Annotated in this window: 28 protein-coding genes; 7 read left to right on the forward strand and 21 right to left on the reverse strand. The window is 74.2% G+C overall.

Annotated features, from left to right (window positions below; all coding sequences use genetic code 11):
• On the reverse strand, nt 1-684 hold the full coding sequence (locus NR073_RS03865; RefSeq protein ID WP_002856693.1) for a response regulator transcription factor: 684 nt from the start codon (nt 682-684) through the stop codon (nt 1-3).
• Nucleotides 685-835: 151 nt separating this feature from the next.
• Between NR073_RS03865 and NR073_RS03870 the strand changes: the two genes are divergently transcribed.
• Both NR073_RS03870 and NR073_RS03875 read left to right on the forward strand, forming a co-directional pair.
• Nucleotides 836-1009 (forward strand): hypothetical protein, encoded by a 174-nt coding sequence (locus NR073_RS03870; RefSeq protein ID WP_002856694.1) that lies wholly within the window; start codon nt 836-838, stop codon nt 1007-1009.
• A gap of 21 nt (nt 1010-1030) precedes the next feature.
• Entirely contained in the window at nt 1031-2290 is a 1260-nt protein-coding gene (locus NR073_RS03875; protein ID WP_044659069.1) for a sensor histidine kinase, read from the forward strand.
• Between the two features lie 250 nt (nt 2291-2540).
• On the opposite strand, the gene NR073_RS03880 is transcribed toward NR073_RS03875, so the two are convergent.
• The 3 genes from NR073_RS03880 to NR073_RS03890 form a co-directional block, all read right to left on the reverse strand.
• Nucleotides 2541-3026, reverse strand: coding sequence for a hypothetical protein (locus NR073_RS03880; protein ID WP_044659068.1), 486 nt, complete (start codon nt 3024-3026; stop codon nt 2541-2543).
• A gap of 90 nt (nt 3027-3116) precedes the next feature.
• Nucleotides 3117-4172 (reverse strand): hypothetical protein, encoded by a 1056-nt coding sequence (locus tag NR073_RS03885; RefSeq protein ID WP_256748630.1) that lies wholly within the window; start codon nt 4170-4172, stop codon nt 3117-3119.
• Between the two features lie 56 nt (nt 4173-4228).
• Nucleotides 4229-5074, reverse strand: a complete 846-nt coding sequence (locus NR073_RS03890) for a hydroxymethylpyrimidine/phosphomethylpyrimidine kinase (RefSeq protein ID WP_036341136.1) — start codon at nt 5072-5074, stop codon at nt 4229-4231.
• Between the two features lie 131 nt (nt 5075-5205).
• On the opposite strand from NR073_RS03890, the gene NR073_RS03895 reads away from it, so the two are divergent.
• The 3 genes from NR073_RS03895 (at nt 5206) to NR073_RS03905 (ending at nt 6725) form a co-directional block, all read left to right on the forward strand.
• On the forward strand, nt 5206-5670 hold the full coding sequence (locus NR073_RS03895; protein WP_256748631.1) for a DUF4126 domain-containing protein: 465 nt from the start codon (nt 5206-5208) through the stop codon (nt 5668-5670).
• Nucleotides 5667-5990, forward strand: a complete 324-nt coding sequence (locus NR073_RS03900; protein ID WP_010079505.1) for a putative quinol monooxygenase — start codon at nt 5667-5669, stop codon at nt 5988-5990. The genes NR073_RS03895 and NR073_RS03900 overlap by 4 nt, the downstream gene beginning before the upstream one ends.
• Nucleotides 5991-6089: 99 nt before the next feature.
• Nucleotides 6090-6725 (forward strand): GNAT family N-acetyltransferase, encoded by a 636-nt coding sequence (locus NR073_RS03905; protein WP_044659065.1) that lies wholly within the window; start codon nt 6090-6092, stop codon nt 6723-6725.
• Nucleotides 6726-6735: 10 nt separating this feature from the next.
• Here the strand turns inward: NR073_RS03905 and NR073_RS03910 are convergent, their stop codons facing one another.
• Nucleotides 6736-7341, reverse strand: coding sequence for a TetR/AcrR family transcriptional regulator (locus tag NR073_RS03910; protein ID WP_256748632.1), 606 nt, complete (start codon nt 7339-7341; stop codon nt 6736-6738).
• Between the two features lie 126 nt (nt 7342-7467).
• On the opposite strand from NR073_RS03910, the gene NR073_RS03915 reads away from it, so the two are divergent.
• Nucleotides 7468-8682 carry an acyl-CoA dehydrogenase family protein gene (locus NR073_RS03915; protein ID WP_256748633.1) on the forward strand — a complete coding sequence of 405 codons (1215 nt, stop codon included), beginning with the start codon at nt 7468-7470 and terminating at the stop codon, nt 8680-8682.
• A 98-nt stretch (nt 8683-8780) separates the two neighbouring features.
• Here the strand turns inward: NR073_RS03915 and NR073_RS03920 are convergent, their stop codons facing one another.
• The 13 genes from NR073_RS03920 to NR073_RS03980 all read right to left on the reverse strand — a co-directional run bounded on the left by NR073_RS03920 (nt 8781) and on the right by NR073_RS03980 (nt 21258).
• On the reverse strand, nt 8781-8969 hold the full coding sequence (locus tag NR073_RS03920; protein WP_256748634.1) for a hypothetical protein: 189 nt from the start codon (nt 8967-8969) through the stop codon (nt 8781-8783).
• An 18-nt stretch (nt 8970-8987) separates the two neighbouring features.
• A complete protein-coding gene (locus NR073_RS03925) occupies nt 8988-9722 on the reverse strand; it encodes a hypothetical protein (protein ID WP_256748635.1) in 735 nt (244 codons plus the stop codon).
• A gap of 225 nt (nt 9723-9947) precedes the next feature.
• Entirely contained in the window at nt 9948-11273 is a 1326-nt protein-coding gene (tgt, locus tag NR073_RS03930; protein ID WP_256748636.1) for a tRNA guanosine(34) transglycosylase Tgt, read from the reverse strand.
• 179 nt (nt 11274-11452) lie between these two features.
• On the reverse strand, nt 11453-11689 hold the full coding sequence (locus NR073_RS03935) for a DUF3800 domain-containing protein (protein WP_140917663.1): 237 nt from the start codon (nt 11687-11689) through the stop codon (nt 11453-11455).
• Between the two features lie 3 nt (nt 11690-11692).
• On the reverse strand, nt 11693-11980 hold the full coding sequence (locus NR073_RS03940) for a hypothetical protein (RefSeq protein ID WP_140917662.1): 288 nt from the start codon (nt 11978-11980) through the stop codon (nt 11693-11695).
• Between the two features lie 97 nt (nt 11981-12077).
• A complete protein-coding gene (locus NR073_RS03945; RefSeq protein WP_036316098.1) occupies nt 12078-12614 on the reverse strand; it encodes a hypothetical protein in 537 nt (178 codons plus the stop codon).
• Nucleotides 12614-15883: a type ISP restriction/modification enzyme gene (locus NR073_RS03950; protein ID WP_256748637.1), complete on the reverse strand. Its 3270-nt coding sequence runs from the start codon at nt 15881-15883 to the stop codon at nt 12614-12616. Before NR073_RS03950 ends, NR073_RS03945 begins: the two co-directional genes overlap by 1 nt.
• A 200-nt stretch (nt 15884-16083) precedes the next feature.
• Nucleotides 16084-17043 (reverse strand): ornithine cyclodeaminase family protein, encoded by a 960-nt coding sequence (locus NR073_RS03955; RefSeq protein ID WP_256748638.1) that lies wholly within the window; start codon nt 17041-17043, stop codon nt 16084-16086.
• 30 nt (nt 17044-17073) lie between these two features.
• Complete coding sequence (locus tag NR073_RS03960) at nt 17074-17868, reverse strand: glutamine amidotransferase (RefSeq protein WP_256748639.1); 795 nt, start codon at nt 17866-17868, stop codon at nt 17074-17076.
• Nucleotides 17869-17942: 74 nt separating this feature from the next.
• Nucleotides 17943-18515: a GNAT family N-acetyltransferase gene (locus NR073_RS03965; protein ID WP_129043165.1), complete on the reverse strand. Its 573-nt coding sequence runs from the start codon at nt 18513-18515 to the stop codon at nt 17943-17945.
• A gap of 117 nt (nt 18516-18632) precedes the next feature.
• On the reverse strand, nt 18633-19532 hold the full coding sequence (locus tag NR073_RS03970) for a DUF6707 family protein (RefSeq protein WP_225348910.1): 900 nt from the start codon (nt 19530-19532) through the stop codon (nt 18633-18635).
• A 2-nt stretch (nt 19533-19534) separates the two neighbouring features.
• Nucleotides 19535-20074 carry an NUDIX hydrolase family protein gene (locus NR073_RS03975; RefSeq protein WP_036316089.1) on the reverse strand — a complete coding sequence of 180 codons (540 nt, stop codon included), beginning with the start codon at nt 20072-20074 and terminating at the stop codon, nt 19535-19537.
• A 56-nt stretch (nt 20075-20130) separates the two neighbouring features.
• Entirely contained in the window at nt 20131-21258 is a 1128-nt protein-coding gene (locus tag NR073_RS03980; RefSeq protein WP_036339859.1) for an NADH:flavin oxidoreductase/NADH oxidase, read from the reverse strand.
• Nucleotides 21259-21383: 125 nt separating this feature from the next.
• On the opposite strand from NR073_RS03980, the gene NR073_RS03985 reads away from it, so the two are divergent.
• Complete coding sequence (locus NR073_RS03985) at nt 21384-21707, forward strand: hypothetical protein (protein ID WP_036339857.1); 324 nt, start codon at nt 21384-21386, stop codon at nt 21705-21707.
• Nucleotides 21708-21719: 12 nt separating this feature from the next.
• On the opposite strand, the gene NR073_RS03990 is transcribed toward NR073_RS03985, so the two are convergent.
• The 3 genes from NR073_RS03990 to NR073_RS04000 are packed head-to-tail and all read right to left on the reverse strand — an operon-like array spanning nt 21720 to nt 25566.
• Nucleotides 21720-23915 (reverse strand): hypothetical protein, encoded by a 2196-nt coding sequence (locus NR073_RS03990; protein WP_256748640.1) that lies wholly within the window; start codon nt 23913-23915, stop codon nt 21720-21722.
• Nucleotides 23916-23917: 2 nt separating this feature from the next.
• Nucleotides 23918-24523: a DedA family protein gene (locus NR073_RS03995; protein WP_060973942.1), complete on the reverse strand. Its 606-nt coding sequence runs from the start codon at nt 24521-24523 to the stop codon at nt 23918-23920.
• On the reverse strand, nt 24520-25566 hold the full coding sequence (locus NR073_RS04000; protein ID WP_060973943.1) for a pseudouridine synthase: 1047 nt from the start codon (nt 25564-25566) through the stop codon (nt 24520-24522). The genes NR073_RS03995 and NR073_RS04000 overlap by 4 nt, the downstream gene beginning before the upstream one ends.
• Between the last annotated feature and the right edge of the window lie 38 nt (nt 25567-25604).

Genomic DNA, 25604 nt, shown 5'->3' on the forward strand with positions numbered 1-25604 from the left:
TCAGTCCAGGGCGAGGGTGACGAGCCCGAGCTGGGCCGCCCGGATGATCAGCTGGACGCGGTCGCGGACCTCCAGCTTGGCCATGATCCGCGTGAGGTTGGCCTTGACCGTGGACTCGGAGACGAAGAGGTTCGCGGCGATCTCCGGGTTCGACTGACCCCTGGCCAGCAGCCGCAGCACGCCCAGCTCCCGCTCGGTGAGGTCGGAGCCGTCGGGGCTGCCGGGCTGCACCGAGGTGGGGCCCACCGTCGGCCGGTCCCGCTCGATCGAGGCGAGCAGCTTGGTCGCCACGGCGGGGGAGAGCACGGACTCGCCGCGATGGACGGCCTGAATGGCGCCCAGGATGGCCGGCGGCTCCGCGTCCTTGAGGAGGTAGCCGCCCGCTCCGGCGCGCAGGGCCGGCACGAGGTAGTCCTCGGACGTGAACGTGGTGATCGCCAGGACCCGGATCGCGGGGTGGGTGTCCTTGATCCGGCGTGTGGCCTCCACCCCGTCCATCAGGGGCATCTGCATGTCCATCAGGACCACGTCCGGCTCGATGGCGGCGCACGCCTCCACGGCTTCGACGCCGTTGGCGACCACACCCACGCAGGTCATGCCGGGGGCAGAGTCGACGAGCACGCGGAGCGCGCCGCTCATGAGCGGCTGGTCGTCGGCGATCAGGATGCGCAGCTCTTCGGACACGCAGGTCAGCGTAACCGGTGCTGTGGCGCATGCCACCTTGTCGGCGTCGGGGCGAGGCCGGGGTGCCCGCCGGCCGTCATCTGCGCCATGCCGCGGCGCGGCCTGTGCGCGGCGTGCACCATTTGTGACGGGCGTCATACATACTGGGGCCATGAAGACTCGCGCTCTCCTCGCTTCCGCTCTCCTTCTCGCCTCCACCCTCGTCGGCGCTCCGGCCGCCGCCGCCTCGGCGGCCTCGGCCGAGGACGACGTCGTCACGACCCTGGGCCTCGGCAAAGGCACTGCGGAGTGGACGTGCCGCCACTTCGGCATCTGGTGCGACTGACCCCGGGGCGGTCCGCCCCCGATGCCTGATTCGAGCCCATCGACCCCCTCCGTCCGGAGCGGCGCGCCCTCCCGGGCGCGCCGCTCTTCGGCGTGGCGTCAGGCGCGCAGCCTGCGGTGGCGCGCGTTCTGGGCCGCGGCGCCGCTGAGCCGCGTCTATCTCGCCTTCGGGTCGGCGTTCCTGCTCGCCTCGACCGCGTCCGACATCGGTCTGTTCGGCCCGGGCCACGGCGTCATCCCGGTCCTGGACGGGATCGCCATCGCGTCGGCGACCAGCGCCTTCCTCGCCCAGTGGTGGCGCAGCACGGTGGGCTTCGCCCTGCTCCTGCCCGGGGCCGTCGCGACCGTCGTCGGCGGTTCCGAGGTGCTCTTCGCCGTCGTCGCGCCCGTGGTCCTCGGGGCCGTCGCGGCGACCGCCCGTTCCTGGGGGTTCGTCGTCACGGCCGCCGTCCTGGCGCTGACCTGGGGCGTCGCCCAGCCGTTCGCGGTGGGTCAGGCGAACGCGACGTGGTTCATCCTGCTGCTCATGTCCATGGGCCTCGGCGGCGGGCTCTTCATCCGCGAGAGCCTGACCCGGCGGGAGCGGGATCGCCGCCGGGTGTTCGAGGCGGAGGAACGGGCCCGGCTGGCTGCCGAGGCCGAGCGTCGCTCCCTGGCCCGCGACCTGCACGACGTGGTCGCGCACAACCTCACGATCATCTCGATGCAGGCCCGGACGGCACGCTACCTCGGCACCCCGGAGGCGGCTCAGAGCGTGCTGGACGTGGTGGGGGACTCCGCGAAGGACGCGCTGCGGGACCTGCGGCGCATGCTCTCCGTCCTCCAGGAGGACGGGATCGTGGACCCGAGCGGTGAGCCGGGCGCCGCGGGGGACGCGGACGGCGCGACGTCCGCGGATCCGGTCCTGTCCGTGGCCCGCCTGGCCGAGGAGCTGCGCAGTCTCGGAATGACGGTGGAGACGGACGTCCGCTGCGACCAGAACGCGATGCCGATCTCCGTGCGGTCCACCCTGCACCGGGTGCTCCAGGAGGCCACCACGAACGTCGCCAAGCACGCCGGCGAGGGCGCGCGCGTGCGCATCGAACTCCGCGACGCGGGGTCGGACGTGGTGCTCGCGGTGGAGAACACCGTCGCCGAGCGGTCCGGCCCGCCGCAGTGGAACTCCTCCGGTGTGGGCCTGAACTCCATGCGGGATCGCGTGGCCACCTTCGGCGGCGCGATCGAGGCCGGGCCGGGGGGCTGGGGGTGGCGGGTGCGCGCGGTGCTCCCCCGGTCCGTCTGACTGAGGCCGGCGCCGGCACCGTCATGGACCACGTCCATGTGAGCTGCCTCACATCATCGCCCGAAAGTCTGCACCATCCGCCACTGTCGGGGGCGCCGTCGTCCCTCCTAGAGTGGGTCATGCCCCATTGAGACGGTGCACAGTGCGAATCACGAGCCGGGATACATGCCTGAGGGGATGCGGGCCCCGGACGCGGTTCCGAGAAGGACGATGGCCATCCGGCCATCGTCCTTTCTCGTTGCGGGCGTGCTCAGGCCGGCTCGGTGCGCGACGGCTCCGGGGTGACCGTGCGGACGAGGGGACGGGCCGCCGTCCGGCCCAGGGCCATGAGCACGGCGGCCGGGAATCCGATCACCGGGATGAGCATCGGCAGGATGCCCGCCGCGCCCTGCGTGAGCACCACCAGGCCGTAGAGCATGCCGATCAGCGCGTACGCCAGCACGTGGACCCACTGGTTGAGCACGTGCCGGAACGCCCAGTTCACGAGCAGGCACAGCGGCAGCCCCACCACCAGCCCGGCGACCCCGACCACCGTCAGCAGCGGTGTCAGGCTGCCGAAGGCCTGCAGGCCCGGGACCACGGCCAGGACCGCCACCACGGCGGCCATCACGAGGTTGGGCAGCAGCCAGGCCACGAGGAACCCGTTCAGTCCCATGCGCAGCTGCGGGCAGGGGCCGGAACGGGCCGCGCGGCGACGGGCACGGGCGGCGGACGCGACCGGGGCGGGGGTGGTCATGGCGGGAACTCTCCGGGAGGGGGATCGACGACGTCGGGCGGGTCCCCACTGTAGTGGGCCGGGCTGGACGGGCCCCGGGAGAGTTCCCGGTCAGGCGCGCCGGTCGCCGTCCACGTGGAAGGTCAGGTCCTCGACGCCGGGGAAGGACTCGATCTCCTGGAACGCGTCCCAGGCGTCGCTGTCCGCCTCGGCGTCCGCGGGCAGGGTCACCGTCAGGGCGCCGATCTCCCCGTCGATCACCTGCAGGCGCAGCTCGAGCTCGTGTCCTCCGGCGGATCCGGAGGCGAAGCGGCCGCGGACGGGCCAGACGCAGTCGTTCGGCACCGCGCGCCGGACGTCGTCGTCGGTCTGGACGACGAGCGGCACCCAGTCCGGGACCTCGCCGGCTTCACGGATGGCCTCGGCCACCGAGGTGACGGTGCGCGCGTGCGGCAGCTGGGAGCGCAGCGCCTCAGCCCCGGGCAGGTCCCGGCCCTCGGCCAGCGCCGGGTCGAGCAGGGTCTCGAGCAGCACGCGCACCTCGACCGGCAGCTCGGCGGTGGCCTCGGGCTCGACCTCGTCGACCGCGTCCTCGTCCAGGCCGGCGGGGCCGGTGACGGCGAGTTCGACGGCGTCGCGGCGGGTCCGGCGGGCGTCCTCGTTGGCCAGCAGCATCGCCAGGGAGGCCGCTGCGGCCAGCGCGACGCGCGGGGCGGGGACGCCGACCCGCTGGAGCCCGCGCACCACGGCGCCGTCGATCCGGTCGTTCAGGCCGGCGGCACGCAGCGCGACCGCCGCGACCGCGCCGCCGACGGCCAGTCCGCCGAGCCCGCGCAGGGCACGTGCGGCGGGGGAGGGGGCCACCTCGCCCTCGGCGATCGCGGCGGTGTGGAGGGCGCCGGCGGTCTCGGCCGCGAGGAACGTGCCGCTGACGGCGGCCTCGAGCTCTGCGAGGGCCCGACGCTCGCGCCCTCGGCGGGCGTGCGGATCCAGCAGGGTGAGCCCGCCGACCGCGGCCGCCGCCGCCAGCCCGTAGAGCCGGCCGCCCGGGGCGAGGGCGCGCTGGCGCAACGCGGGGAAGACGGCCTCCGCGTCGTCGACGGGAACGGACGACGCCGAGTGGTGGACCTCGCCGGGGACGGAAGGGGCGGGGGAGGGGAGCTTCATGCCCCCAGTGTGGCGCACCGCCCGGCTCAGGACGAGTCAGCGGCCCACGTGCGCGCTCACGCGGAGCGCAGGCCGCCCTGCCACAGGGCGGCGAACGGCGTGCGGCCCTCCACCGCCTGCGCGATGCCGGCTCCCACGAACTCCTTGGCGCGGCGCGCGGCCTCGAGCGTGGTGGCACCCTTGGCCAACTCGGCGGTGACGGCCGCGGCGAGCGAGCAGCCCGCACCAGAGACGCCGGACTGGCCGATCTTCGGGGCGGAGAGCACCTCCACGGTGTCCCCGTCCACGAACACGTCCACGGCGTCCGGGCCGGGCAGGTGCATCCCGCCCTTGGCCAGGACGGCCGCGCCGGAGATCTCGTGGATGCGCCGAGCGGCCGCCGTCAGGTCCTCGACCGAGCGCACGGTCATGCCGGAGAGCTGCTCCGTCTCGAAGTGGTTCGGGGTGGTGAAGGTGGCCAGCGGCAGCAGCTCGGCCTTGAGCGCCTGGTCCGTGTCCAGGGCGTGGCCCGGCTCCTGGCCCTTGCAGATGAGCACGGGGTCCAGGACCACGTGGTCCCACTCGGCGCGGCGCAGGGCCGCGGCCGAGGTGCGGATGACCTCCGGGGAGCCCTGCATGCCCAGCTTCACGGTGCGCAGCCGCTCCGGGTAGTCACCCTGGATGGCGTCGAGCTGCTGCTGGAGGATCTCGGTGGGCACGGGGAAGAAGCGGTGGTTCCAGTCGTCCTCCGGGTCGAAGGAGACGATGCAGGTCAGCGCCACGATGCCGAAGACGCCGAGTTCCTGGAACGTCTTGAGGTCGGCCTGGGCGCCGGCGCCGCCGGTGGCCTCGGACCCGGCGATGGTCAGGGCGAGCGCGGGGGCGGAGGCGGAGTGCTGGGGGGAGTGAGCGGTCTGGGGCATGCGCCCATGGTAGGACCGACCCCGGACGGGAAGCGCCCGACGGCCGGCGGTGTTCACCGGGGAACGAGGGTCCTCGGACCCGGAGCGTCCGCCCGGGCGCCCCGAGCGACCCGCGAAGGAAGGGGACGGACGTGCTCGAGTTCCTCACCGGCACGGGCCTGGCCACCTCGGCCGGGCTCAACGCCTACATCCCCCTGCTCGCCCTGGGTCTGCTGGACCGGTTCACGGGGCTCGTCGACCTGCCCGCGGGCTGGACGTGGCTGTCCGCCGACGCCTCCCTCTGGCTCCTCGGCGTCCTGCTCGCGCTCGAGCTCGTCGCGGACAAGATCCCCGGGGTGGACGCGGTCAACGACGCCGTCCAGACGGTCGTGGGAGCCGACACGGTCACGGTGGGGGCCGCCGCGCCCGTGCTCTCGGCGGCCGAGGACGTCTCGGCGGCCGGCCTCGTCGCGGCCGCGCTGTTCCTGCCGGTGCTGGTCGCCGTGCTGGTGGTCGCCGTCGTCGTGGGCCTGTGGCTGCTGGCCCGGCGGTTCCGCGACCGGCGGACGCGAGGCCGTGCCGCGGCCGTCCCGGGTGGGCCAGAATGGACGGCATGATCCTCATCAACCTGAAGTTCACCGTCCAGCCCGAGCGTGCCGACGAGTGGATGGACGCCGTCGCGAAGTACACCGCGGACGTGCGCTCCGAGCCCGGCAACCTGTTCTTCGAGTGGTACCGCCCGGTGGAAGGCGGCCCGAACGAGTACTTCCTGCTCGAGGGGTTCACGGACGAGGGTGCGCAGGCCCACGTCGCGTCCCCGCACTTCCAGGAGGGCCTGGACGCGATGCGCCCGCTGCTGGCGAGCACGCCCCAGATCATCTCCGAGCAGGTCGGTGCGGAGGGCTTCGGCCCGATGGGCGAGCTGCAGATCGACTGAGCCCGCCCCCGGCCGGAGGAGGCGACGGCGCCCGCGTCACGAGCGTGACGCAGGGCGCCGTCCCTGTATCCGGGGTCACACCCTGGCTACGGTGAGCGCATGAGCGCCGAGCAGAACAGCATCCAGACCCCCGGCTACCGCGCCGCCCACGTCCCCGCCGGCCAGGATCTCGGTCACCGCTGGTCCACCCGCGAGGCCGATCACGACGATCCGGCGGACCGCCGCGCCGTCCGCCAGATCGCCGAACTCGCCTTCGCGTCCACGGCCGAGGCCGACCTCGTCGAGGAGCTCGCCGGCGGCGCGGAGGGCTGGCTGCCCCAGTACTCCCTCGTGGCCATGACGGCCGCGATCCCCGGCACGGACCTGCAGTCGGACCCGATGGGCTACGGCACCCTGGTCCGGGCCCACATCGACGACGCCGAAGTGCTCGCCCTCGCCCCTCACGGCGTCCTGCCCGAGCATCAGGGCGAGGGCGCCGGCACCGCGCTCGTCAACGCCCTGCTGCAGAAGGCGCAGGCCGACGGCGAGGAGGTCGTGGTGGTCTACGGCTGGCCCGAGTACTACGCGAAGTTCGGCTTCCACCGGGCCTCCGAGCACGGCGTGCACGCGGCCTTCGCCCGGCAGCCCGAGGCGCTGCAGGTCCTCACGCTCCAGGACGGGGCCGAGGTGCCGGCCGGCGAGTTCCGCTACCCGCCCGCGTTCGGGGCGGAGAACGCGCAGGTCGCCGGCCGCTGAGGGCGGGGCGTCAGCCCACGAGTCGGCGCACGGCGGCGAGCGTCCGTTCGGCCTCGGCCGGCTCGGCCGTGAGCCGCGCGATGACCTCCGCGAGGTCCGCGCGCAGGCCGGCCTCGGCGTCGTCGGCCGGGGCGTGGAGCCACGCCCGCAGGGCGCGGTTGTGGACGGCCACCACGGCCGCCGCCAGCCCGACGGCGACCCCGCCGCGCGCGGGCGTGTCCGGCAGGGCCGTGGCGAGCCAGCCGGAGAACAGCTCCGTGTAGCGGTGCGAGGTGAGCAGCTCGCGCGTGCGCAGCGACTGGGAGCCGCGCAGCAGGCGGGAGCGCGCCCGGGCCCGGTCCGGATCGGCGGTGTGATGCCGGAAGACCTGGAGGACCGCCTCCTCCAGGGCCTCCCGCACGCCGAGGGAGGTGCCGCGCAGGAAGTCGTCCAGGCGGGCGAGCAGCGCCGCGTGGTCGGCGAAGACCACCTCCTCCTTCCCTCCGAGGTGGCGGAAGAAGCTGGCCCGGCTCATGCCGGCCTGGCGGGCAAGCTGGTCGGCCGTGACGGCGTCGTAGCCCTCGCGGTCCAGGAGGTGGATCAGGGCGGTGAGAGTGTCCTCGGCGGGCGTCGTCATGCGGGCCATGGTGCCACGGGCGCGGCACAGGAGTGAGACTGCGTCTGATTCTGTGAGATGGCGTGTCAGTCGGTGTAGGGTGATGACAGACACACCCATCTCTCCGACCCCGCCCGGGAGGCCACCATGACCGAGACCCTGCCCACCGTCGAGCCCGAGTACGACGTCGCCACGCCGCTGGACACCGACTTCTACCTCGCGCTCGCGGACGTCTCCGACGCCGAGAAGGACGTGTGGCGTCGGGCCCGCGCCTTCGCGCTCGAGCCGGACGTGCTGCCCCGGATCCGGGAGGCGTGGGACCGCCACGAGTACCCGCTCGACCTCGTGGCCCGCCTGGGCCAGGCCGACCTGCTGCGCGACGGCGTCCCCGTGGACGGGCTGCCCGACGTCTCCCGCGTTGCAGCGGGCCTGGCCATGATGGAGCTCTCGCGCCTGGACGGCTCGATCGCCACGATGACGGGCGTGCAGGGCGGTCTGGCCATGCGCTCGATCCAGCTGTGCGGCAGCGAGGAGCAGCGTGCCGAGCACCTGCCGGCCATGGCGCGCGGCGAGCTCTACGGCGCCTTCGCGCTCACGGAGCCGACCCACGGCTCCGACTCCGTCTCGCTGGAGACCCGCGCCGAGCGCGTCGACGGCGGCTGGCGGCTGCACGGGCACAAGAAGTGGATCGGCAACGGGGCCGCCGGCGGCGTGACCGTGGTGTGGGCGCGCAGCGCCGAGGACGAGAAGGTCCGCGGGTTCATCGTGCGCCAGGAGTCCGAGGGCTACACGGCCGAGGTCATCAAGGGCAAGGTCGCGCTGCGGGCCATCGACCAGGCCCACATCACCCTCGACGGCGTGTTCGTGCCCGACGCCGACGTCCTGCCCGAGGCCCGCTCCTTCAAGGACACCTCCCGCGTCCTCTTCGCCACGCGCGTGGGGGTCGCGTGGTCCGCCCTCGGGAAGGCCGTGGGCTGCTACGAGGCGGCGGTGCACTACGCGGGGCAGCGCGTCCAGTTCGGCCGGCCGCTGGCCGCCGCTCAGAGCGTGCAGACCCGCCTGGCCGAGATGCTCTCCCAGCTCACCCAGGTGCAGCTGCTCGTGCTGCGTGCGACCCGGCTCGAGGACGAGGGGCGGCTCACCGGGCCGATGGCGTCCCTGGCCAAGTACTCGGCGACGCGCGCCGCGCGGTCCATCGCCGCGAACGCGCGCGACCTGCTCGGCGGCAACGGCATCCTCATCCAGAACGAGGTGGCCCGCCACTTCGCGGACATCGAGGCGATCCACACCTACGAGGGCACCGAGACCGTGCAGGGGCTGATCCTCGGCCGCGAGATCACGGGGGTCGGCGCGTTCGTGTGAGATGCCGAGAGCGGGGGGCGGCGTGAGCCAGAGATTTCTGCTGGTACGCACGCCCCCCTGCCGCCGATTCGTCTGGCTCGGCGGCCGATTCGTCTGGCTCACGCAGGCAGAGGGAGCCGCAGGTGGGCGGCGAGGTCGCGCAGCAGGGCGGCGCGGCCGCGCTGAGTGAAGACGCTGGCGGCCACGCGCAGCACGATCCACCCCTCGGCCTGCATCCGGCGGTCGCGCTCGATGTCACGGCGCCACTGCTGCGGGTCCGTCCGGTGATGATCGCCCTCGTATTGCACGCAGACGCGGGCCTCCCGTCACACCAGGTCCGGCCGGACGGTGGACCCGTCGCTCAGCATCAGCAGCGGATTCACCTCCGGCTCCGGCACACCCGCGTCGGTCAGCGCCAGTCGCAGGAGCGTCTCGGCCCTCGAATCCGCGCCGTCCCTGAGCAGCGGCAGGGCCGCCCGCAGGGTCCGCGTCCCTCGCCTCCTGCGCGCCCGGAGCACCTCCGCCTCCAGATCACGCACGGTGCACCATGGATGCTCGCCGGGGCGACGCCGGCCCGCCGGGCCGTCAGCCCGTTGCAGCAGGCTGTCCCCGGCGGCGACGACGTCGGCCAACGGCAGACCCAGCTGCGCCAGCGCCGCCCAGGTGGCGGCCGGCGTCGTGATCCGCACCCCGGCACGCACCAGCACGGGGTCCTGCGGGTGCAGCTCATGCCCGACGACGCCGCTGCGGCGCGGCGCCCCGCCTTCGGCCCGCGTGCGCGCCAGATGGATGGGGCCGCGCTCCCACTGCCGCGGCAGCCACATCCCCCAGAGGCGAGCGGCGGTGGCGTGGGTGGCCGCGGTGCCGGGGTTCGTCCGCTGGAGGGCGCGGACGACGTCGGCCAGTGAGGGCTGACCCCCGGCGGTGTGCCGCAGCCCGTGGTGCGGGGCGTCGAACCGGGGGCCGCGCAGCTGCGAGGCCGTCAGACCCGCCTGCAGCCCCGCGGCGACCGGGAAGACGGGGCTGGGGGCGGCGTCGTGGTGCGGAGGAGGGGCGACCATGCCGCCAGCCTCCCCTTCCGTGGGAGGGCCCGGCGCCGCGGCCGCGAGGGCTGTGGAGGGCGAGCCGGGCCGGCGGCCCTGTGCAGGAGCAGCAGAATCGTCTGGCTCACGTCTTCCACGCGTCCGGGCGGCGCTGAGCCAGACGAATCGGTCGTGACAGCCCCCTCAGAACAGCAGAAACGTCTGGCTCGCGCCGTCGCAGCGTGCCGGCGCACCCAGCACCGCTCAGCCCTTCGGGGCGTAGTACCGGCCGAGGGTCTCGGCCTTGAGCTCCGCGAGCGTGCCGTCCTGCATGGCCGCGCGGATCCGGTCCACGAGGGAGACCGTGAACCGCTCGTTGTGGATGGAGAGGAGCGTGTGCGCCACCATCTCCTTCGCCTTGAACAGGTGCCGCAGGTACGCGCGGGAGTAGTGGGCGCACGTGTAGCAGTCGCACTCGGGGTCCAGCGGCCCGAAGTCGCGGCGGTACTTCGCCCCGGGCAGGTTGTAGCGCCCGTCGCGGGTGTAGAACGCGCCGGTGCGGGCCACCCGGGTGGGGGAGACGCAGTCGAAGGTGTCGGCGCCGTTCTCGGCGGCGGTGAACAGGTCATCGGGTTCGGAGATGCCCAGCAGGTGGCGCGGCTTGTCCTCGGGCAGCTCCTGCGCGCACCATCCCACGATGGTCCCGAGGTTCTCCTTCTCCAGGGCCCCGCCGACGCCGTAGCCGTCGAAGCCGGACGCCACGCCGTCGAGCTCCCCCGCGGCCGGGAACTCGGCCCGCATCGCCGCGAGGTCGCGGCAGGCCTTGCGGCGCAGGTCCTCGTACTGGGCGCCCTGGATCACGCCGAACAGCGCCTGGTACGGCCGCGCCGCGCGGACCCCGGTGAGGCGGGCGTGCTCGTCGAGGCAGCGCTGGGCCCAGCGGCGGGTGCGCTCGAGCGCCTCCTCCTGGTAGCCGCGGGAGTTGTGCAGGGTGGTCAGCTCGTCGAAGGCGAACATGATGTCCGCGCCGAGGTTGTGCTGGATGCCCACGGACACCTCGGGGGTGAACCGGTGTCGGTCCCCGGTCAGGTGGGACTTGAACCAGACGCCGTCGTCGTCGACGTTGGCCAGGCGCTCCTTGCCGGGGGCGACGGCGTCGTCGGCGCCCTGCCCCTCGGGCGCGCCGGGGCCCTTCATGTCGATGACCTTCTTGAATCCCGAGCCCAGGGACATCACCTGGAAGCCGCCGGAGTCCGTGAAGGTGGGGCCGGGCCAGTTCATGAACGCGCCGAGGCCGCCGGCCTCGTCGAGGAGGTCGTCCCCGGGCTGCAGGTACAGGTGGTAGGCGTTGGCCAGGAGGGCCTGCGCGCCGAGCTCGGCCATCGACTCCGGCAGCACCGCCTTGACCGTGGCCTGTGTGGCCACCGGGATGAACGCCGGGGTCTGGATCCGCCCGTGCGGGGTGGTGATGACGCCCGTGCGGCCCAGCGGGGCGCCGTCGTGCCCGGGGGTCTCCAGGCGGTGGGTCACCTCGAAGCCGAAGTGGTCCGGGTGCGCGGGAACGGCGGGGGGCTGCGGGGTGTCGGGCATGGGATCCAGGGTAGTGGGGGCGTCCAAGCGGGGAGGCGGGGTGGAGCGGCGTGGTCCCGAACGGGATGTCCCTGTCGGGAGTCCTCAGAGGCGAGTACACTGGACATCACGGGACGCGCTTCGGCGTCTTCCGTCCAACCGGACCCCCGCCTTCGAGCGGGGGTTTCGTGTGTCTGCGTTCAAGGGGTCCAGACGTAAGAGTGCTGACGGATCTTGTTCAGCGATCGGCCGATGGCGTTCATTCGGCGAACGGCATCGCGGTGGCGCTCAGTGACATGGCGGCGGCGCTGCTCGAAGTACGTCAGGACGTCCACGGCCTGCAGCAGGCGGCTCTGGTTCGAAGGGCCGAAGTACATCGTGTCCAACAGGTGGTCGAGTGCTCCGTCGGAGAGGCCCTGGACCGAGGCGGCTCGCATGCGTCAGTAGGTCAGACGGCTGTCATCGCGGAGGTGGTGGTCATCGGCGATCACCAGGAGGCCGTCCGCACGCAGGGACGTCCTCCGGTGCACGCGGTTCAAGAGCTGAGCGGACACCACGATGTGCGGTTTGGCGTCTTCCCATCCAGGCCGCTGACGCAGCCTGTCGACGTCGACACCCTGGAAGCCGAACCACGGGGTGTGCGCGGCGATGAGTTCGACGGCGCGTTGGCTGGCCCATGCGCGGACGCCGACGGGGGCGGCAGTCCAGTCGTCCTTGCCGTTAAACACCGCAGGCCATGGAACTCGAGCTGCTCCGGCACCGCCTGCGGGTGGTCGGCTCGGAGCTGTGCATGGAGCTGGTCCAGGTCCCTTGCCTGCCTGTCCCTCAATCAGTCGCTTCAGACTCTTTCCCACTTGTCGCTGAGAGCCGACCCTGGTGGTCGCGGGACCAGCGGTCGCCAGCGGCGTCGGTGAAGGTGAAGGCGGTCACCCGGAACCGTTCGGCGTTGGTCAGCGGCCGGGGGACCACGTCCAGTTCATCCGCCTGGACGCCGTAGCCCCACTCGTTCTTGCTCAGTTCGAAGTAGGTGCGTCCTGGAGGCAGCATGGCGGCGGTGAGATCGGGAACGGGATACTTCGACGCCACCGTGGCCCGTGCCCCGTAGACCGGGACCTGGGAGGAGTTCTCCACGGCGAGGAACCAGCGCCGCGTGGGTGGGGCGCCGAACTCGTCATTGATCCGGGCGGCGACGCACATCCACGCGGCGACCTGGCGTGCCTGTTCCTGCTTTTCGCGCAGGTCCTGCCGCTCGTCGCGGCCCTTCTCGATCTGGCGCAACCGCCACGACTCCACGGCGGACCATGCCGCGGCCAGGAGCGCCAACACGGAGACCACGAGGGCGATGACGTTCGCAGCGTCCATCAGAACATCTCCTCCTGCGCAGTGGAGAAGTCCCGCTTGATCGTCTTGGGAACCTTCCGTTCGGCCGGGGTCGGTTCGGGGAGTTCGTTCGCCGGGATCAGGTCTCCGGCGAGGATCTCGTCCAAGAGGTCTGCCTGGTCACCGCCCAGTGACACGGTCTCGGTCAGCACTCGGAGCAGATCGAGCAGCTCGTCGTTCCACTCGTCTGCCCACTCAGTGGGGCGGATACGGTCCAGCGGGGTGGCCGCCTTGCCGGCGGCGCGGCCGATGCCGGTGGCCGTCCTGGCGCCGAGCCACTTGTCCAGGATGTTCATGCCGGACACGGTGAAGGCCCTGACCTCCGGGCTCACGCCGGTGACGACGCCGTCCCCCACCGTCAGACGCTGGGTGGCAGGGTCGTAGGACACGGCCCGCGGGGAGGCAGGCAAGGCCGTCACGGGGGCTTCCCAACCCAGGCCAGGAATGCGGGGTACGCGGCCGGCGGGGCGGTCTACACCAGTGAACCGCTCCCCGTAGGTCTGCAGCCACAGCAGACGTTCACCCAGCTCCACGGCACGGGCGAACAGGGCCGGGTCGACCGTCAGCGGCACGTGGACGGGGCTGCCCTCCAGGGCTTCGTCGAACCGCTGGACGTAGGCGTCATGGCCGGCGATGCCCATGACGTAGGCGGCCAGGTCTTCCGGCGTGACCTCTCGGCCGTAGCGCTCCCCCAGCAGCGGGAGCAGCCCGCCGGTGACGTTGGGCTGGGCGGCTTCAGCGTCCCGGTAGAGCGGAATGACGTCCTTGCCACCACGGTTGTTGTAGTAGTGCAGATCCGGCACCGCCGTCGCCACGGTCACGGCGGGGCCACCGCTGATGCGGGCTGTCCTAGGGGAGACAAAGAACAGCTGGCGGTCCGACAGCGCTTGCCAGAGTGCGGGGCTGTCCGTCTTCGCCAACCGGGGGTCGTCGAAGGTCCACTGGCGGTCGAAGGAGCGCCACGCCACCCGTGTGATCGGCCGGTGCTCAGCGTCGGCGGGCAGCGCCGCCAAGGGGGTCAGGCCGCTCACGGCGGTGTGGATGGTGCGCCCAGAGTGGCCCGTCACATACTTCTCCGCACGGGCGTCCGCGGACGGGTCAGCCAACAGCTCTCGCCACCGCCGTTGCAAGGTGTCCTGATCCGGGGCCACGGGCCAGGCGCGGTTGTACTTGATCCCGGGCTGCTGCCAGGGGAAGAGGTCCGCCAGGGCGGGCATCGCCGCCCAGTCCTCCCCGCCGCTGGCCGGTGCCAAGGGGTCGCCCGCCCCACCGGGCAGGCGCTCCCATGTGCCGTCGTCGGGATCCAACCGGGCCACCTCGTCCAGGGCCGCGAACTTCTCCGCGCGCGTGCCCCGGAAGCGCCGGTAGTACACGGACGCTTCCCGGGCGGCCTTGCCGGTGCGCACCAGAGTCACGATCGCCACCGGGGTCTGGATGTCGAAGACGTTCTCCTCCTGGCGTGCCCCGCGGCCCTCGCCGCCAAGGTCCATCACCCAGATCTCACTGGCCGTCCGACGGGCCAGATCGCGCAGACCCACAAAGGCCGGGCCGGTCAGCCACGAGGACGCCGTGATGAAGGAGATGATCGCCTGGTCCCCGGGGTCCTGCTGGAACGCCTTCCAGATGGCCCACCGCCAGAAATACACGTACAGGTTGTACAGCGAGGCCTGGGCGGAGAAGATCACTCCCTGCTCCTGGGCGGGGCCGATCACGTCGTCGAACAGCGCGTCCTCGCCGTCCCCGTGCTCCACCCAGCCGCCGGTGCCGGAGGTCACCCGGTCATAGGGCGGGTTGCCGATGGCCACGGTGATGCGCCGGTCCCGCTTGATCTGGCGGGCCGCCTCGGCGGCCTCGGCGAGGACCCGCGCGTCGCCGAATAGCCCCGCCTCCATGCCCGCCGAGGGGTCCTCCAGGGTGTCCGTCAGGTACACGCCGATCTCCTCCGCCTGGAAGGCGTGACCCTGCGCCTCAGCGAGCCGCTGGCCGATGCGCAGGTGCGCCACCGAGTATGGGCCGGGCAGCAGCTCGAAGGCCAGCAGGTTCTTCGTGAGGTTCTTGGCCACCTGGGCCACCCCCGCCGGGCCGCGTTCCTCCCGGGCTGCTGCCTCCGCGCGGTCGATGACCGCCAGCGGGTAGGTGCCGGAGCCCGTCGCGGGGTCCAGCGTCACCACCGAGGGGGCACCGAAGCCCAGGGTCTGACCGAAACGTTCCCGCAGCAGCGCGTCCACCACGCGCACCTGGCACTGCACCACACTGATCGGCGTGTAGTAGACACCCGCCCGGTTACGGGCGGCCGGGTCGTAGCGCTGGAGGAAGTCCTCGTAGAACCACAGCCACGGCTCACCACGGGAGTCCGTGGAGCGCTCGATGGCGGCCACGTCCATGCTGGACACCAGCCGCATGATGGCCCCGACCTCCGGGGCGATGTACTCCATGAGCGCCGGGATGCCGATGATCGGTCCGAGGGACGCCGCCAGCACGTTGCGGTGGGCCGTCTCCAGGGCGTGCTTGGCCTCCTCGAGCGTCACCACGCCGTCGGCGTTCCGGTCCGCTTGGCCGGAGAGACCGGCGATGGCCATGGAGTAGGCCACCACCTGGGCGACGTCGCCGGCGAACTGGGCGTCCGTGGTCGTGTGGTGCACCGTGTGGTCCCAGGCCGCCTTCGCCTCCCGCACCGAGCGGTAGTTGTTGGACAGGCCTTCCTGGAGGCGCTCTCGAAGGAAGCGGGCCAGCGGGGCCAGGCGGTCCGCGAGCTGGCTCACCCGGGTGATCGGCCGGGGCTGGGCCAGGGTGAACTGTTCCAGGACGGTGCGCAGGCGGTCCGCGTCCCAGCCTGCGACGCCGTCGACGGGCAGGAACGCGGTGTCCACAGGGGAGCCGGAGACATAGAGGGCGATCTCGTCTCCGTTCGAGACGAGCAGCGCGTCCAGCTGGGAGAGCAGGTCCCACTGGCCCTTCTCCCGGCCGCGCCACTTCTCTCCGATGACCGTGTGGCCGGGTGCCTTGAGTTCCACCCATCCGCAGGGGCGACCGTCGATCAGGGCGGCGAAGTCCGGGCGCACGCCGTCGAGCTGGGCCTCTCGCAGCAGGCTGAGGTCCCCAAGCCCGGTGACGGAGGAGAACGCGCGCAGGAACTCGGAGACCGGGACCGTCAGCTGCGCCTCCGGCTCGGCGGAGACCCCGCTCGTGGAGGCGAGCCGCGCGTCACGGGCGTACGTCTCAGCGAGCTGGGCGAGGGGTGCGTCGATCATGTGTCCTGCCTTGCAGTGAAGAGGGTGGCGCGAGTCACTCTATCCAGACGGGGCGTGTTCGACTGGGCCGACACCGCGGAGGCCGGCCTCGCCCCGCTCGTGGCGAGAAATCTGGTCGGGCTCGTCGGCGCCCTCGTCCTCCTCCCCGTCAGGCGCCGGGACACGCCCTCGGTCCGGCAGCCGGACCAGACCGCCCCGGCTCAGCCCAGCACCACCCGCGCCACCGCGCTCGCCACCACCAGGTCCTGCCAGGGCATGCCGGTGGTGACGAACAGGGCGGGCGCGCCCTCCCGACGACGCGCGGTCCCGGCCACGAGCTCGGCCAGCGTCACCGTGTCCTCGATCCCGGCCAGCGCGCCGGAGTCGATCGCGAGGGTCACGTCCCCGGCCTCGCGGGCGGCCGAGTCCCGCGACTCCACCGCCACGGTCGCGCGGCGGGCCAGGGCGTCGTCGGTCTCGCGGGCGTCCGTGGTGTGCGAGCCCATCGCCACGACCGTCGCGTGCTCCGGCACGAGCGTCCCGTCGAACAGCGGGGCCGTCGCGGCCGTGCACGTCACCACGACGTCCGCCTCCGCCACGGCCTCCGGGCCCGCGGCGCGCGCGGTCACGCCCAGCTCCGCTTCGACGCGCGCGGCCAGGGCGGCGGCCCGGTCGGCGTCGCGGCCCACCACGGACACCCGCTCCAGCCCGAACACGTCCTGGAACGTGAGCGCGTGCTCCCACGCCTGCACGCCCGTGCCGACCACGACCAGGTGCCGGGGCGCGGTGTCCGCGAGCAGCCGCACCCCGAGCGCGGACACCGCGGAGGTGCGCAGGCCCGTCAGCTCGACGCCGTCCAGCACGGCCCGCGGTGCCTGGCCGGGGGTGCCCGGGGCGCCGAACAGCACGTAGACGCCCTGGATGACGGGCAGTCCGCGCTCGGGGTTGTCCGGCGTGAGGGTGAGCAGCTTGGTGCCGACCTCGGTCCCGCGCGTCGAGGGCATCTGCAGCAGCTGCCCGGCGGCGGTGGACACGCGGGTGCGGGGGGCGTCGGCCTCCGGGTCCAGGCCCGCGGCGAGGGCCGCCTCCAGCGCGTCGACGGCGGCGCGCGGGCTCAGGGCGGCGCGCACGGCGGGGCCGTCGATCCAGGGCAGGGAAGCGGTGGCGCGGTGCGTGTCCATGCGGCCACGCTACGGGGTGGGCCGGGCGGCTCAGCCGAACAGCGTGCGGAAGTTCGCCAGGATCCGGCGGGGGTGCTCGGGGTCGACGGCGGCCAGCCCCGCCACCGTGGGCTCGTACTCGCCCGGGGCGAAGTACCCGTGCTCGCGGTAGATCTCAAGGCGCTCGAGGATACCGGCCTGGTCCAGCTCCGGGTGGAACTGGGTGGCGTACTGGCGGGTGCCGAGCCGGAACATCTGCACGGGACAGTCGGCGCCCGCGGCGAGCAGCACCGCGCCGGGCGGGAGCGCGCTCATCGCCTCCTTGTGGCCGACGTACGCCGCGAACGTGCGCGGCACCCCGGCCAGCAACGGATCCGCGGCACCCTCGTCGGTGAGCGTGACCTCGACGGGCGCGGCCGATTCGCCGTACGCGTTGTCCACGACCCCGCCGGCGTGCCGGCCCAGTGTGCCGACGCCGTAACAGCAGCCGAGGAACGGCAGGTCGCGGCGCCGGACGACGTCGAGCATCCGGCCCAGCTCCGCCTCCACGGCGCGCTGCACGGGGGACTTGGTCTCCTCGGGATCGGTGCCCGTGAACGGACTGCCGGGCAGGATCACGGCGACGACGTCCGCGAGCTCCGCCTCCCAGTCCACGCCGTGCGTGGCCACGTCCGGGCGCTGCACGACGCGGTCGAGGGGCAGCACCCGCAGCCGGCCCTCCGGATAGCCACCCAGTCGCTGGACGGCCTCGACCTCGGCAGCCGCGGCGTCGTCTTCGGGGCGCGTCTGGACGAGGAGGAACGGCCGCGGATGCGGGCTCGGGACGGCGCCGGTCGGGGTGGTCATCTCGGCAGACTAGCGCGGCATCGGGCCGGGAGGGCGCGGCGGCGTCGTGGGGCGTCGTCGGGGGCGGGCCGCGGTCAGCGGTCGGCCCAGGGGCGGGCGTCGGAGGCCCACGGCAGGGGACGGACGCGCTCCTCGGGCAGCGGGTCCGTGGCCAGCCGGCCGTAGCGGTGCACGTCGAGCCGTCGCCCGCCCGCGCGGAGGCGGCCGCGCTGCGTGCCTTCGTGTCGGAGCCCGGCGGCCCGGGCGACGGCCCCCGCCGTCGGGCTGTCCGCCCGGTGGGCCAGTTCGATCCGCTCGAGGCCTCCCTCGGCCAGTTCGGCGTCCGCCACGGTGGTCGCCGCACGCGACATGATCGCGTCCCCGCGCCAGCCCTGATGCAGCCAGGCGGTGAGCGCGCCGGTGCCGTGCGCCTCGTCGCGCACGACGGCGACCAGGCCGATCAGCGTGTCCGTCCCGCGCTCCACCACGGCGACGGCGTCCGTCCCCTCCGCCTGGACCAGTCCGTCGACGTAGGCGCGGGCCGAGGCCTCGTCGGTGACCTCCCCGGGGTCGGCCATGCCGACGGTGCCCGCGTGGAAGGCCGCCAGGACGGCGGGCGCGTCCGTGGAGCGGAGGGGGCGGAGCTGAGCGGGTGCGGAGCCGGTCATGTCGGGAGCATGGCCCCGACAGGGGCTGGAAAGTGAGGTGCGCCACACGAGCCGCACCCCGGAGGGCGGGTCACCGGGGACGGGGCCGGCTCTCGACGCCCGTCCCGCGGCTGGGCCTCACCGGCGCGTGGCTGCCTTCGCCTCGAGCTCGTCGGCGAGGGTGCGCAGCGTGCCGAGCTCCCGGGCGATCCGGGAATCCAGGTCGGCGTCCGTGAGCGTCTCCGAGCCGCCGCGGGCACGCAGGTAGAGCAGCTGGCCGAACCGGGCCCGGCGCCACTGATACTCGGCCTCGGCGTCGCGGGCCTGCAGGGCGCGGGAGATCTCCCGGTCGTAGAGCGGCGGCTCGTTGAGCTGACGCTGGCGCACTTCGAGCACGCGGGACGCCCGGCCCGGCTCGGAGGGGACCTCGTCCGCCTCGAGCAGGCGCCGACCGAGGTTGGCGGCGGCGATGTGCTCGCCCTCCTCGCGCAGGATCAGCGACGCCAGGGACAGCGCGGCTTGGATGGACTTCCACCGCCCCACGGCCCCGTCCCACGGCAGGTTCGTCAGCAGGCCCAGGGTGGCGAGCGTGCCCTCGGTGTCCTCGTGCAGCAGGTAGAGCCGCTCGGCCATGCCGAACACGTCCTCCAGCTGGGAGCCGGAGCGCAGGTTCAACCCGTGGGAGAGCCGGGCCGCGGTGGCGGTCAGCTCGGTGTCGTCGAGGTGGCGCTTGCCGACGGCGACGATCCGCTCCTCGGGGGACCCCGCGTCCACGGGGGAGAAGGTGGTGTCCGGGACGGCCCTGCGCTCCTCCGGGCGGTCCGTGCGGACCCGGATCACGGAGCCGTGGGCGATCTTGACCTCCCGGCCGCCCTCGAGGGTGGCGATCACGAGCGCGGGGGTGCCGAAGTCGTCCCGCATCACCCGGGTCGAGGCCACGGGCGGGGCGGGCTCGCCGCGGCGGGTCAGGAAGCTGTCCCCGGGCTGCACGTCCTGGGACTTCAGATGGCGGAGATAGCCGCCGACGACCGGTGCCATGCTCAGCGCCCCCATCCCACGTGGGCGAGGGCCTGGCGCACCAGGTCCCCGCGGCCACCGATGAACTCGGCCTGGATGTCCTCGCCGAGGGCCTCCTCGGGGGTGAGCCAGGTCAGCTCGAGCGCGTTCTGGCGCGGCTGGCACTCACCCGTCACCGGCACCACGTACACCAGGGCCACGGCGTGCTGGCGGTCGTCCGTCAGCCCGGTCTCGGACGGCGCCGGGAAGTACTCGGCGACGGTGCAGGGGACCACCGACGGCGGCAGCTGCGGGAACGCGAGCGGGCCGAGGTCCTTCTCCAGGTGGCGCATCAGCGCGGCGCGGATGGTCTCCCGGTACTGGACGCGGCCGGAGACGAACGTCCGCTGGAACGTGCCGGTCTCGTCCGCCACGTAGAGCAGGCCGATCTCGGTGACGTAGCCGAGGGAGTCCAGCCGCACCGGGATGGCCTCCACATACACCATGGGCAGCCGGCGCCGGGCCTCGTAGAGGTCCTCGTCGGACAGCCAGCCCGGATTCGGGTCGGGGGTGCGCACGCTCATGGTTCTGTTCTACCGGAGTTCCGCGCCGGGGGCACACCGGGTCCCGCGTGTTCCGCTCACCACTTGGCTCGGAAGTACTGCCGGGCCATCGGCACCTGCTCCGAGGGGACGTCGAGCGCGAGGGCGGCCGCGGTCGGCCAGTTCGGGTTCGCCAGGGCGGCGCGACCCACACAGACGGCGTCGGCGCGGTCCTCGTCCACCACGGCCGCGACCTCCTCGGCGCCGGTCAGCGAGCCGACGGCGGACACCACGATCCCCTCGGTGCCCTCCTTCACGGCGGTGGCCAGCGGCACCTGATAGCCCGGGCCCTGAGGGCCCTCGTAGGTGTCCCCGATGCCCGCGGAGGACAGGTCGAACCAGTGCACCTGCCCCTGCAGCTCCTGCGCCAGGCGGACGGTCTCCTCGATGCTCCAGCCGCCCTCGACCCAGTCCGAGCCGGAGATGCGGATGCCGAGGACCTTGTCCGCGGGCCACACCTCGCGCACGGCCGCCACGACCTCCTTGAGGAAGCGGGTGCGGCCCTCGAAGTCCCCGCCGTACTCGTCGGTCCGGGTGTTGGTCAGCGGCGAGAGGAACTGGTGGATGAGGTAGCCGTGGGCGGCGTGCAGCTGCACGGCGCCGAAGCCGGCACGGTCGGCGCGCTCGGCGGCGTCGGCGAAGGCCTGGACGGTCTCCCGGATCTCGTCCACCCGCATCGCGTGGGTGCGGATCTCCATGGAGTTGGTGGCCACGCCGGAGGGGGAGAGGGTCTCCCAGGAGTCGGGGCCCTCGAGGATCGGCTGCCCGGCGGGCGCGCCCGGGTGCATGGGGACGGTCGAGGCCTTGGCGCCGGCGTGGCCGAGCTGGATGGCGGGCAGGGCGCCCTGGGAGGCGATGAACTCGGCGATCGGCGCCCACGCGTCCCGCTGCTCGTCGTTCCACAGGCCGGTGTCCCACGCGGAGATGCGTCCCTCGGGGGTGACGGCGGTGGCCTCGGCCACCACGATCCCGAAGCCGCCGGCCGCGCGGGCGCCCAGGTGCTGGAAGTGCCAGCCGTGGGGGACGCCGTCGCGCGCCTCGCACGAGTACTGGCACATCGGCGGCAGGATCAGGCGGTTGCGCACGCGCACGCCGTTGATCTCGATCGGTTCGAAGATCGCGGGCACGGCGGGGGCGTCGGTCTGCGGGGTGGCGGTCTGAGTCATGCACCCCACCCTACGAGCGGGTCCGGACACGGGAGGGCTCGCGTCCGCCGCGGGCGGAAGGGCGGGCCGGCCCGCGCGACGAGAGAAGTCGTCACCGCTGCTGCGTCCACCCCTACCCTGGGCCCATGCCCTCCTACCGCGCCCGCCTGCAGATCGGCGACCTCCTGCCCGGCCACCGACCCGAAGAGGTCATGGACCTGGCCGAGGCCGCCGTCCAGGCCACGCACGTGCTCGCGGCCAAGGACATCGAGGTCGTCGCGCGCGTCCCGCGGATCGTGCTGCGCTTCACGGTGCCCGGCTCGCACCGGGCCGGCGAGGACGCCGAGGCCGCCGAGGTGGCGCGGCGGATGGCGGAGGCGGTGTCCGGCGTCGCCGTGACGGGCCGGCTGGACGTGCTCCGGCGCGACGGCGGCCGGTGGGTCCCGGTGCCCGCTGGGCTCGGGCGCTGAACGGGGCCGGGCTCAGGCGCCGGCCGGGTGCGGCCGGCGGGCGGCGTCGCGCTCGATCTGGCGGGCCCAGGAGCGGCGCACGGCCGCGGCGGTGACCAGCAGCAGCGCCCCGAAGGCGGCCGCGAGACCCACCCACACGCTCTGCTGCGCCCCGAGCGGGCTGGGCAGCAGGCGGGGCAGGGCGAGGCAGAGCAGGGTCCAGGCCATGCCCAGGGCCACACCCATGCGGCCGCGCCCCCCGAGCACGAGGCGCAGGGCCGCCAGCAGCAGGGCCACCAGCACCAGCAGGGCGAGCAGCTCGGTCGGGAACCAGTCGACGTGCACACCCCAGGCGTGGAGGGCGGCGCCCACCGCGGTGGGTGCGCCGGCGAGGAGGGTGCCCAGCAGCACGCCGAGCGCGCCGTCCTCGGCCACCCGTGCGACGCGGCGGGCCGCCGGGCGGGCGCCGAGCCGCCGGGCCACACGGAGCATGAGGACCAGGGCGAGCAGCCACGGGACGACGTCGAAGCCCCCGGGGGCCAGGACGGCCAGGGGGAACCACAGCGCCAGCGCCAGCAGGGTCCCCGCGACCGCGCCTCGGATGCGGCGGTGCCGCGGCGACGCGCCCTGGCCCGGCCCCCACTGCCGGAGCACGTACATCCCGGTCAGCAGCCACAGCACCGGCCAGATCGCCGGGTGCAGCGGGGACAGCCCGAACACGCTCGCGTCGGGGCCGTGTCGGCCGTCGGCGGTGAGCGGGTAGGCGCCGGCGTCGAGCGCGGCGAGCCCCGGGACGCGGCCGGCCAGACCGAGGCCCCACGCGCCGGAGAGCACGAACAGCGCCCACACGACGGTCAGCAGCGCCTGGCCGCGTCGGTCCGCAGCGGTCGGTGAGCCGGCCGGCTCCTCGGGCGGAGCGGGGGTGTAGCCGGGGGTCAGGGGCAGGGCGCCCGTGACCGGCCCCGCCGGGGAGTGGGCGATGGCCTCGGCCCGGACGGCCTGCGCCTTCGTGGAGAGTCGCTGCCGCCGCCGCCACTCGGGCAGGGCCACCCGGGCTCGGGCGAACAGCTCCTCATCGGTGAGCCGCTCCTCCGGGTCGGACAGCAGCGGCCGGTCGGCGGCGGCCGGGAAGACCTCGGGGCCCTCGAGCTCGCGCGCGGCCCGGGCGAGCGCGCGGGACTCCCGCTCCTCGTGCTCGCGGCGGCGGCGGGCGGCGTCCTCCGCCGCGCGGCGCTCGGCCTCCCGGGCGCGGTCCTCGAGGAGCCGGGCCTGGGCGAGGGCGCGTTCGGCGTGCAGCACGGTGTGGGCGCGGACGCGTGCGGCCTGGCGACGACGTCGCTCGGCCTCGCGGCGGGCGGCCTCCTCCGCCTCGCGACGGCGCCGCTCGGCCTCCTCGGCCCGACGGCGCCGCTCGGCCTCGACGCGTTCGGCCTCGAGGCGACGGCGTTCGGCCTCGGCCGCCTGCCGACGGCGCTCCGCCTCCGCCTCCGCCTCGAGCCGCAGCCGCTCCCGCTCGGCGAGCGCGGCCTCCTCGCGGGCCCGCCGCTCCGCCTGCACGCGGGCGCGCTCGGCGGCGACCTCCGCCTCCCGGCGGCGCCGTTCCTCCCGCTCCCGGCGGCGGGCCTCCGCCTCGGCGGCGGCACGTGCCTTCTCCTCGGCCGCCACCCGACGGCGCCGCTCGGCTTCACGCCGACGGCGCTGCTTCTCCTCCTCGCGGCGGCGGCGGGCCACCCGCGCGGCCTGGGCCCGGCGGGCCTCCTCGTCGAGGCGGGCCCGCCGGCGCTCCTCGGCCGCAGTGCGGCGACGTGCGGCCTCCGCGGCCTTCTCCGGGTCCCGCCCCGGGGCGGGGAGGATGCGCTCGACCGTGCCGACGAGCGGATCGGCGAAACGGGCGAGGTCCGGGCTGCCGAGGCGGTCCAGGATCTCGCTGAGGTCCCGGCGTGGGCGCTGTTCGGCGGGAGCGCCCGGAGTGCGCAGGCGGTCCATGGCGCGGTGCACGTCCGCGCGGCGGTCCTCGCGCACGCGGCGCTCGGCGGCGGTCTCGGGTCGGCCCGAGCGCAGGGCGCGCTCGTGACGGCGCAGATCGCGGCGGGAGATCTCCCCGGGCGCGGCCAGGGCGCGGCGGGGGCGCGCGGCGGGGGCACGCGTCGCGTCGTCGTCGGGACGGGGCGCCGAGGCGCCCCGAAGGCGCTCGAGGGCGGCGCGGGACTCGGAGGACGCGTCCTGCATGCTCACCCCTTCCGGCCCCGGCGACGGTGGGCCATGATCCCCGCGATCATCAACCCTGCAAGGGTACCGAACACCATGCCGACCACCGCGGACGCCCACCACGGCAGGCCGGTGGCCCGGCCGGTGATCCAGCCGAGCCCCACCATGGACCCGGACCACGCGAGCGAGCCCGCCCCGGACAGCCACAGGAACACGGGCCAGCGGATCCCGCCGATCCCGGCCGCCGCCATGGACGCCGTCCGCCCGCCCGAGACGAACCGCAGCACGGACAGCCCCGCCAGGCTGCCCGCCGGGCCCACCCGCACCAGCAGGCTCCGGATCCCCCGGTGGATCCGACGCCACCACGCCCAGCGGTCCAGGCGGTCGGCGAGGCCGTGGCGGAACAGCGCGTAGAGGCCGACGTCCCCGGCCCAGCAGCCCAGCCACGCCGCCAGCACCGCGGCCACGGGGGAGACCCGGCCCTCGGCTACGAGCGCCCCCGAGCCGATGACCACCACCTCCGACGGGACGGGCGGGATCGGGGCGTCCAGGGCCACGAGCAGCGCGGTGAGCGGGTGGAACCACGCTCCGAGCGCGTCCATCAGGGCGGCCGGGTCCCCGCCCGTCACCGCGGTCGCTCCTGCAGCTCGGCGGGGGAGGTGAACTCCCGCTCCTCGCCCGTCACCGGGTCCGTGAAGCGCAGCGACCGGGAGAGCAGCTGCAGGGGCCGTGCGACGTCGTCCGGGGCGAGGTCGAGCAGGTCCGGGTAGAACGGGTCGAACGCGATGCCCAGGCCCAGGGCGGCCAGGTGGATGCGCAGCTGGTGGGTGCGCCCCGTGCGCGGGGTGAGCCGCAGGTGCGCCACCCGCCGGCCGGCCAGCGTCCCGGCGGAGACGCCGACGCCCAGCAGCTCCACGCGGGACTCCGCGTTCGCCCCGGCGTGGGGCCGGTTCGAGCGCCGGGTCCGGACGGGGGCGCCCGCGCGCCGCCCGGAGGCCGCCGCGGGGATCTCCTCCACCACGGAGCGCAGGACCCCCTTGTCCTTGCGGATCCGGCTGCGCACCGTCAGCGGGAACCGCCCCAGGATGGGGTCGGTAGGGGCGCCGGGGCCGCGGGCGCCGTCGTCGGGGGCGTCCGGCAGGAGCGCCACGGCCTCGTAGGTCTTGGCCACGGCACGCCGCTCGAAGAGCAGGTGGTAGGCGCCGCGGGTGGCCGGGTTCGCGGAGAACATCACGACGCCGGCCGTCGCCCGGTCGAGCCGGTGCAGGGGCACGAGGTCATCGAGGCCGAGCTCGTTGCGCAGCCGCACCAGCGCGGTCTCCTGGACGAAGCGGCCGCCCGGGGTGGTGGGCAGGAAGTGCGGCTTGTGGATGACCACGAGGTGCTCGTCGCGGTGCAGGAGCGTGTGCGTCACGGGCAGCGGGGCCTCGTCGGGGACGTCCCGGTAGTACCAGAGGTCGTCGTGCACGCCGAGCGGCGTCGCCGGCGTCAGTGCGGTGCCGTCCGCCGCCACGACCTCGCCGCGGGCGAAGCGCGCGCGGATGCCGTCCGGGTCCACGTGACCGAACCGGTGGAGCACGTAGTCCTGCGCGGTGGGCCAGCCGGCGGCGGGCAGGCGCAGGCGCGTGGCGTTGACGCCGTTGCGCGGGGGGAGGGGAGAGGGGACGGCCACGGGTCCATCCTCCCAGCCCGGCGCGGCTGCGTCCGACC

The sequence above is a fragment of the Micrococcus sp. Mcc28 genome (assembly GCF_024519775.1).
GTDB classification, from domain to species: domain Bacteria; phylum Actinomycetota; class Actinomycetes; order Actinomycetales; family Micrococcaceae; genus Micrococcus; species Micrococcus luteus.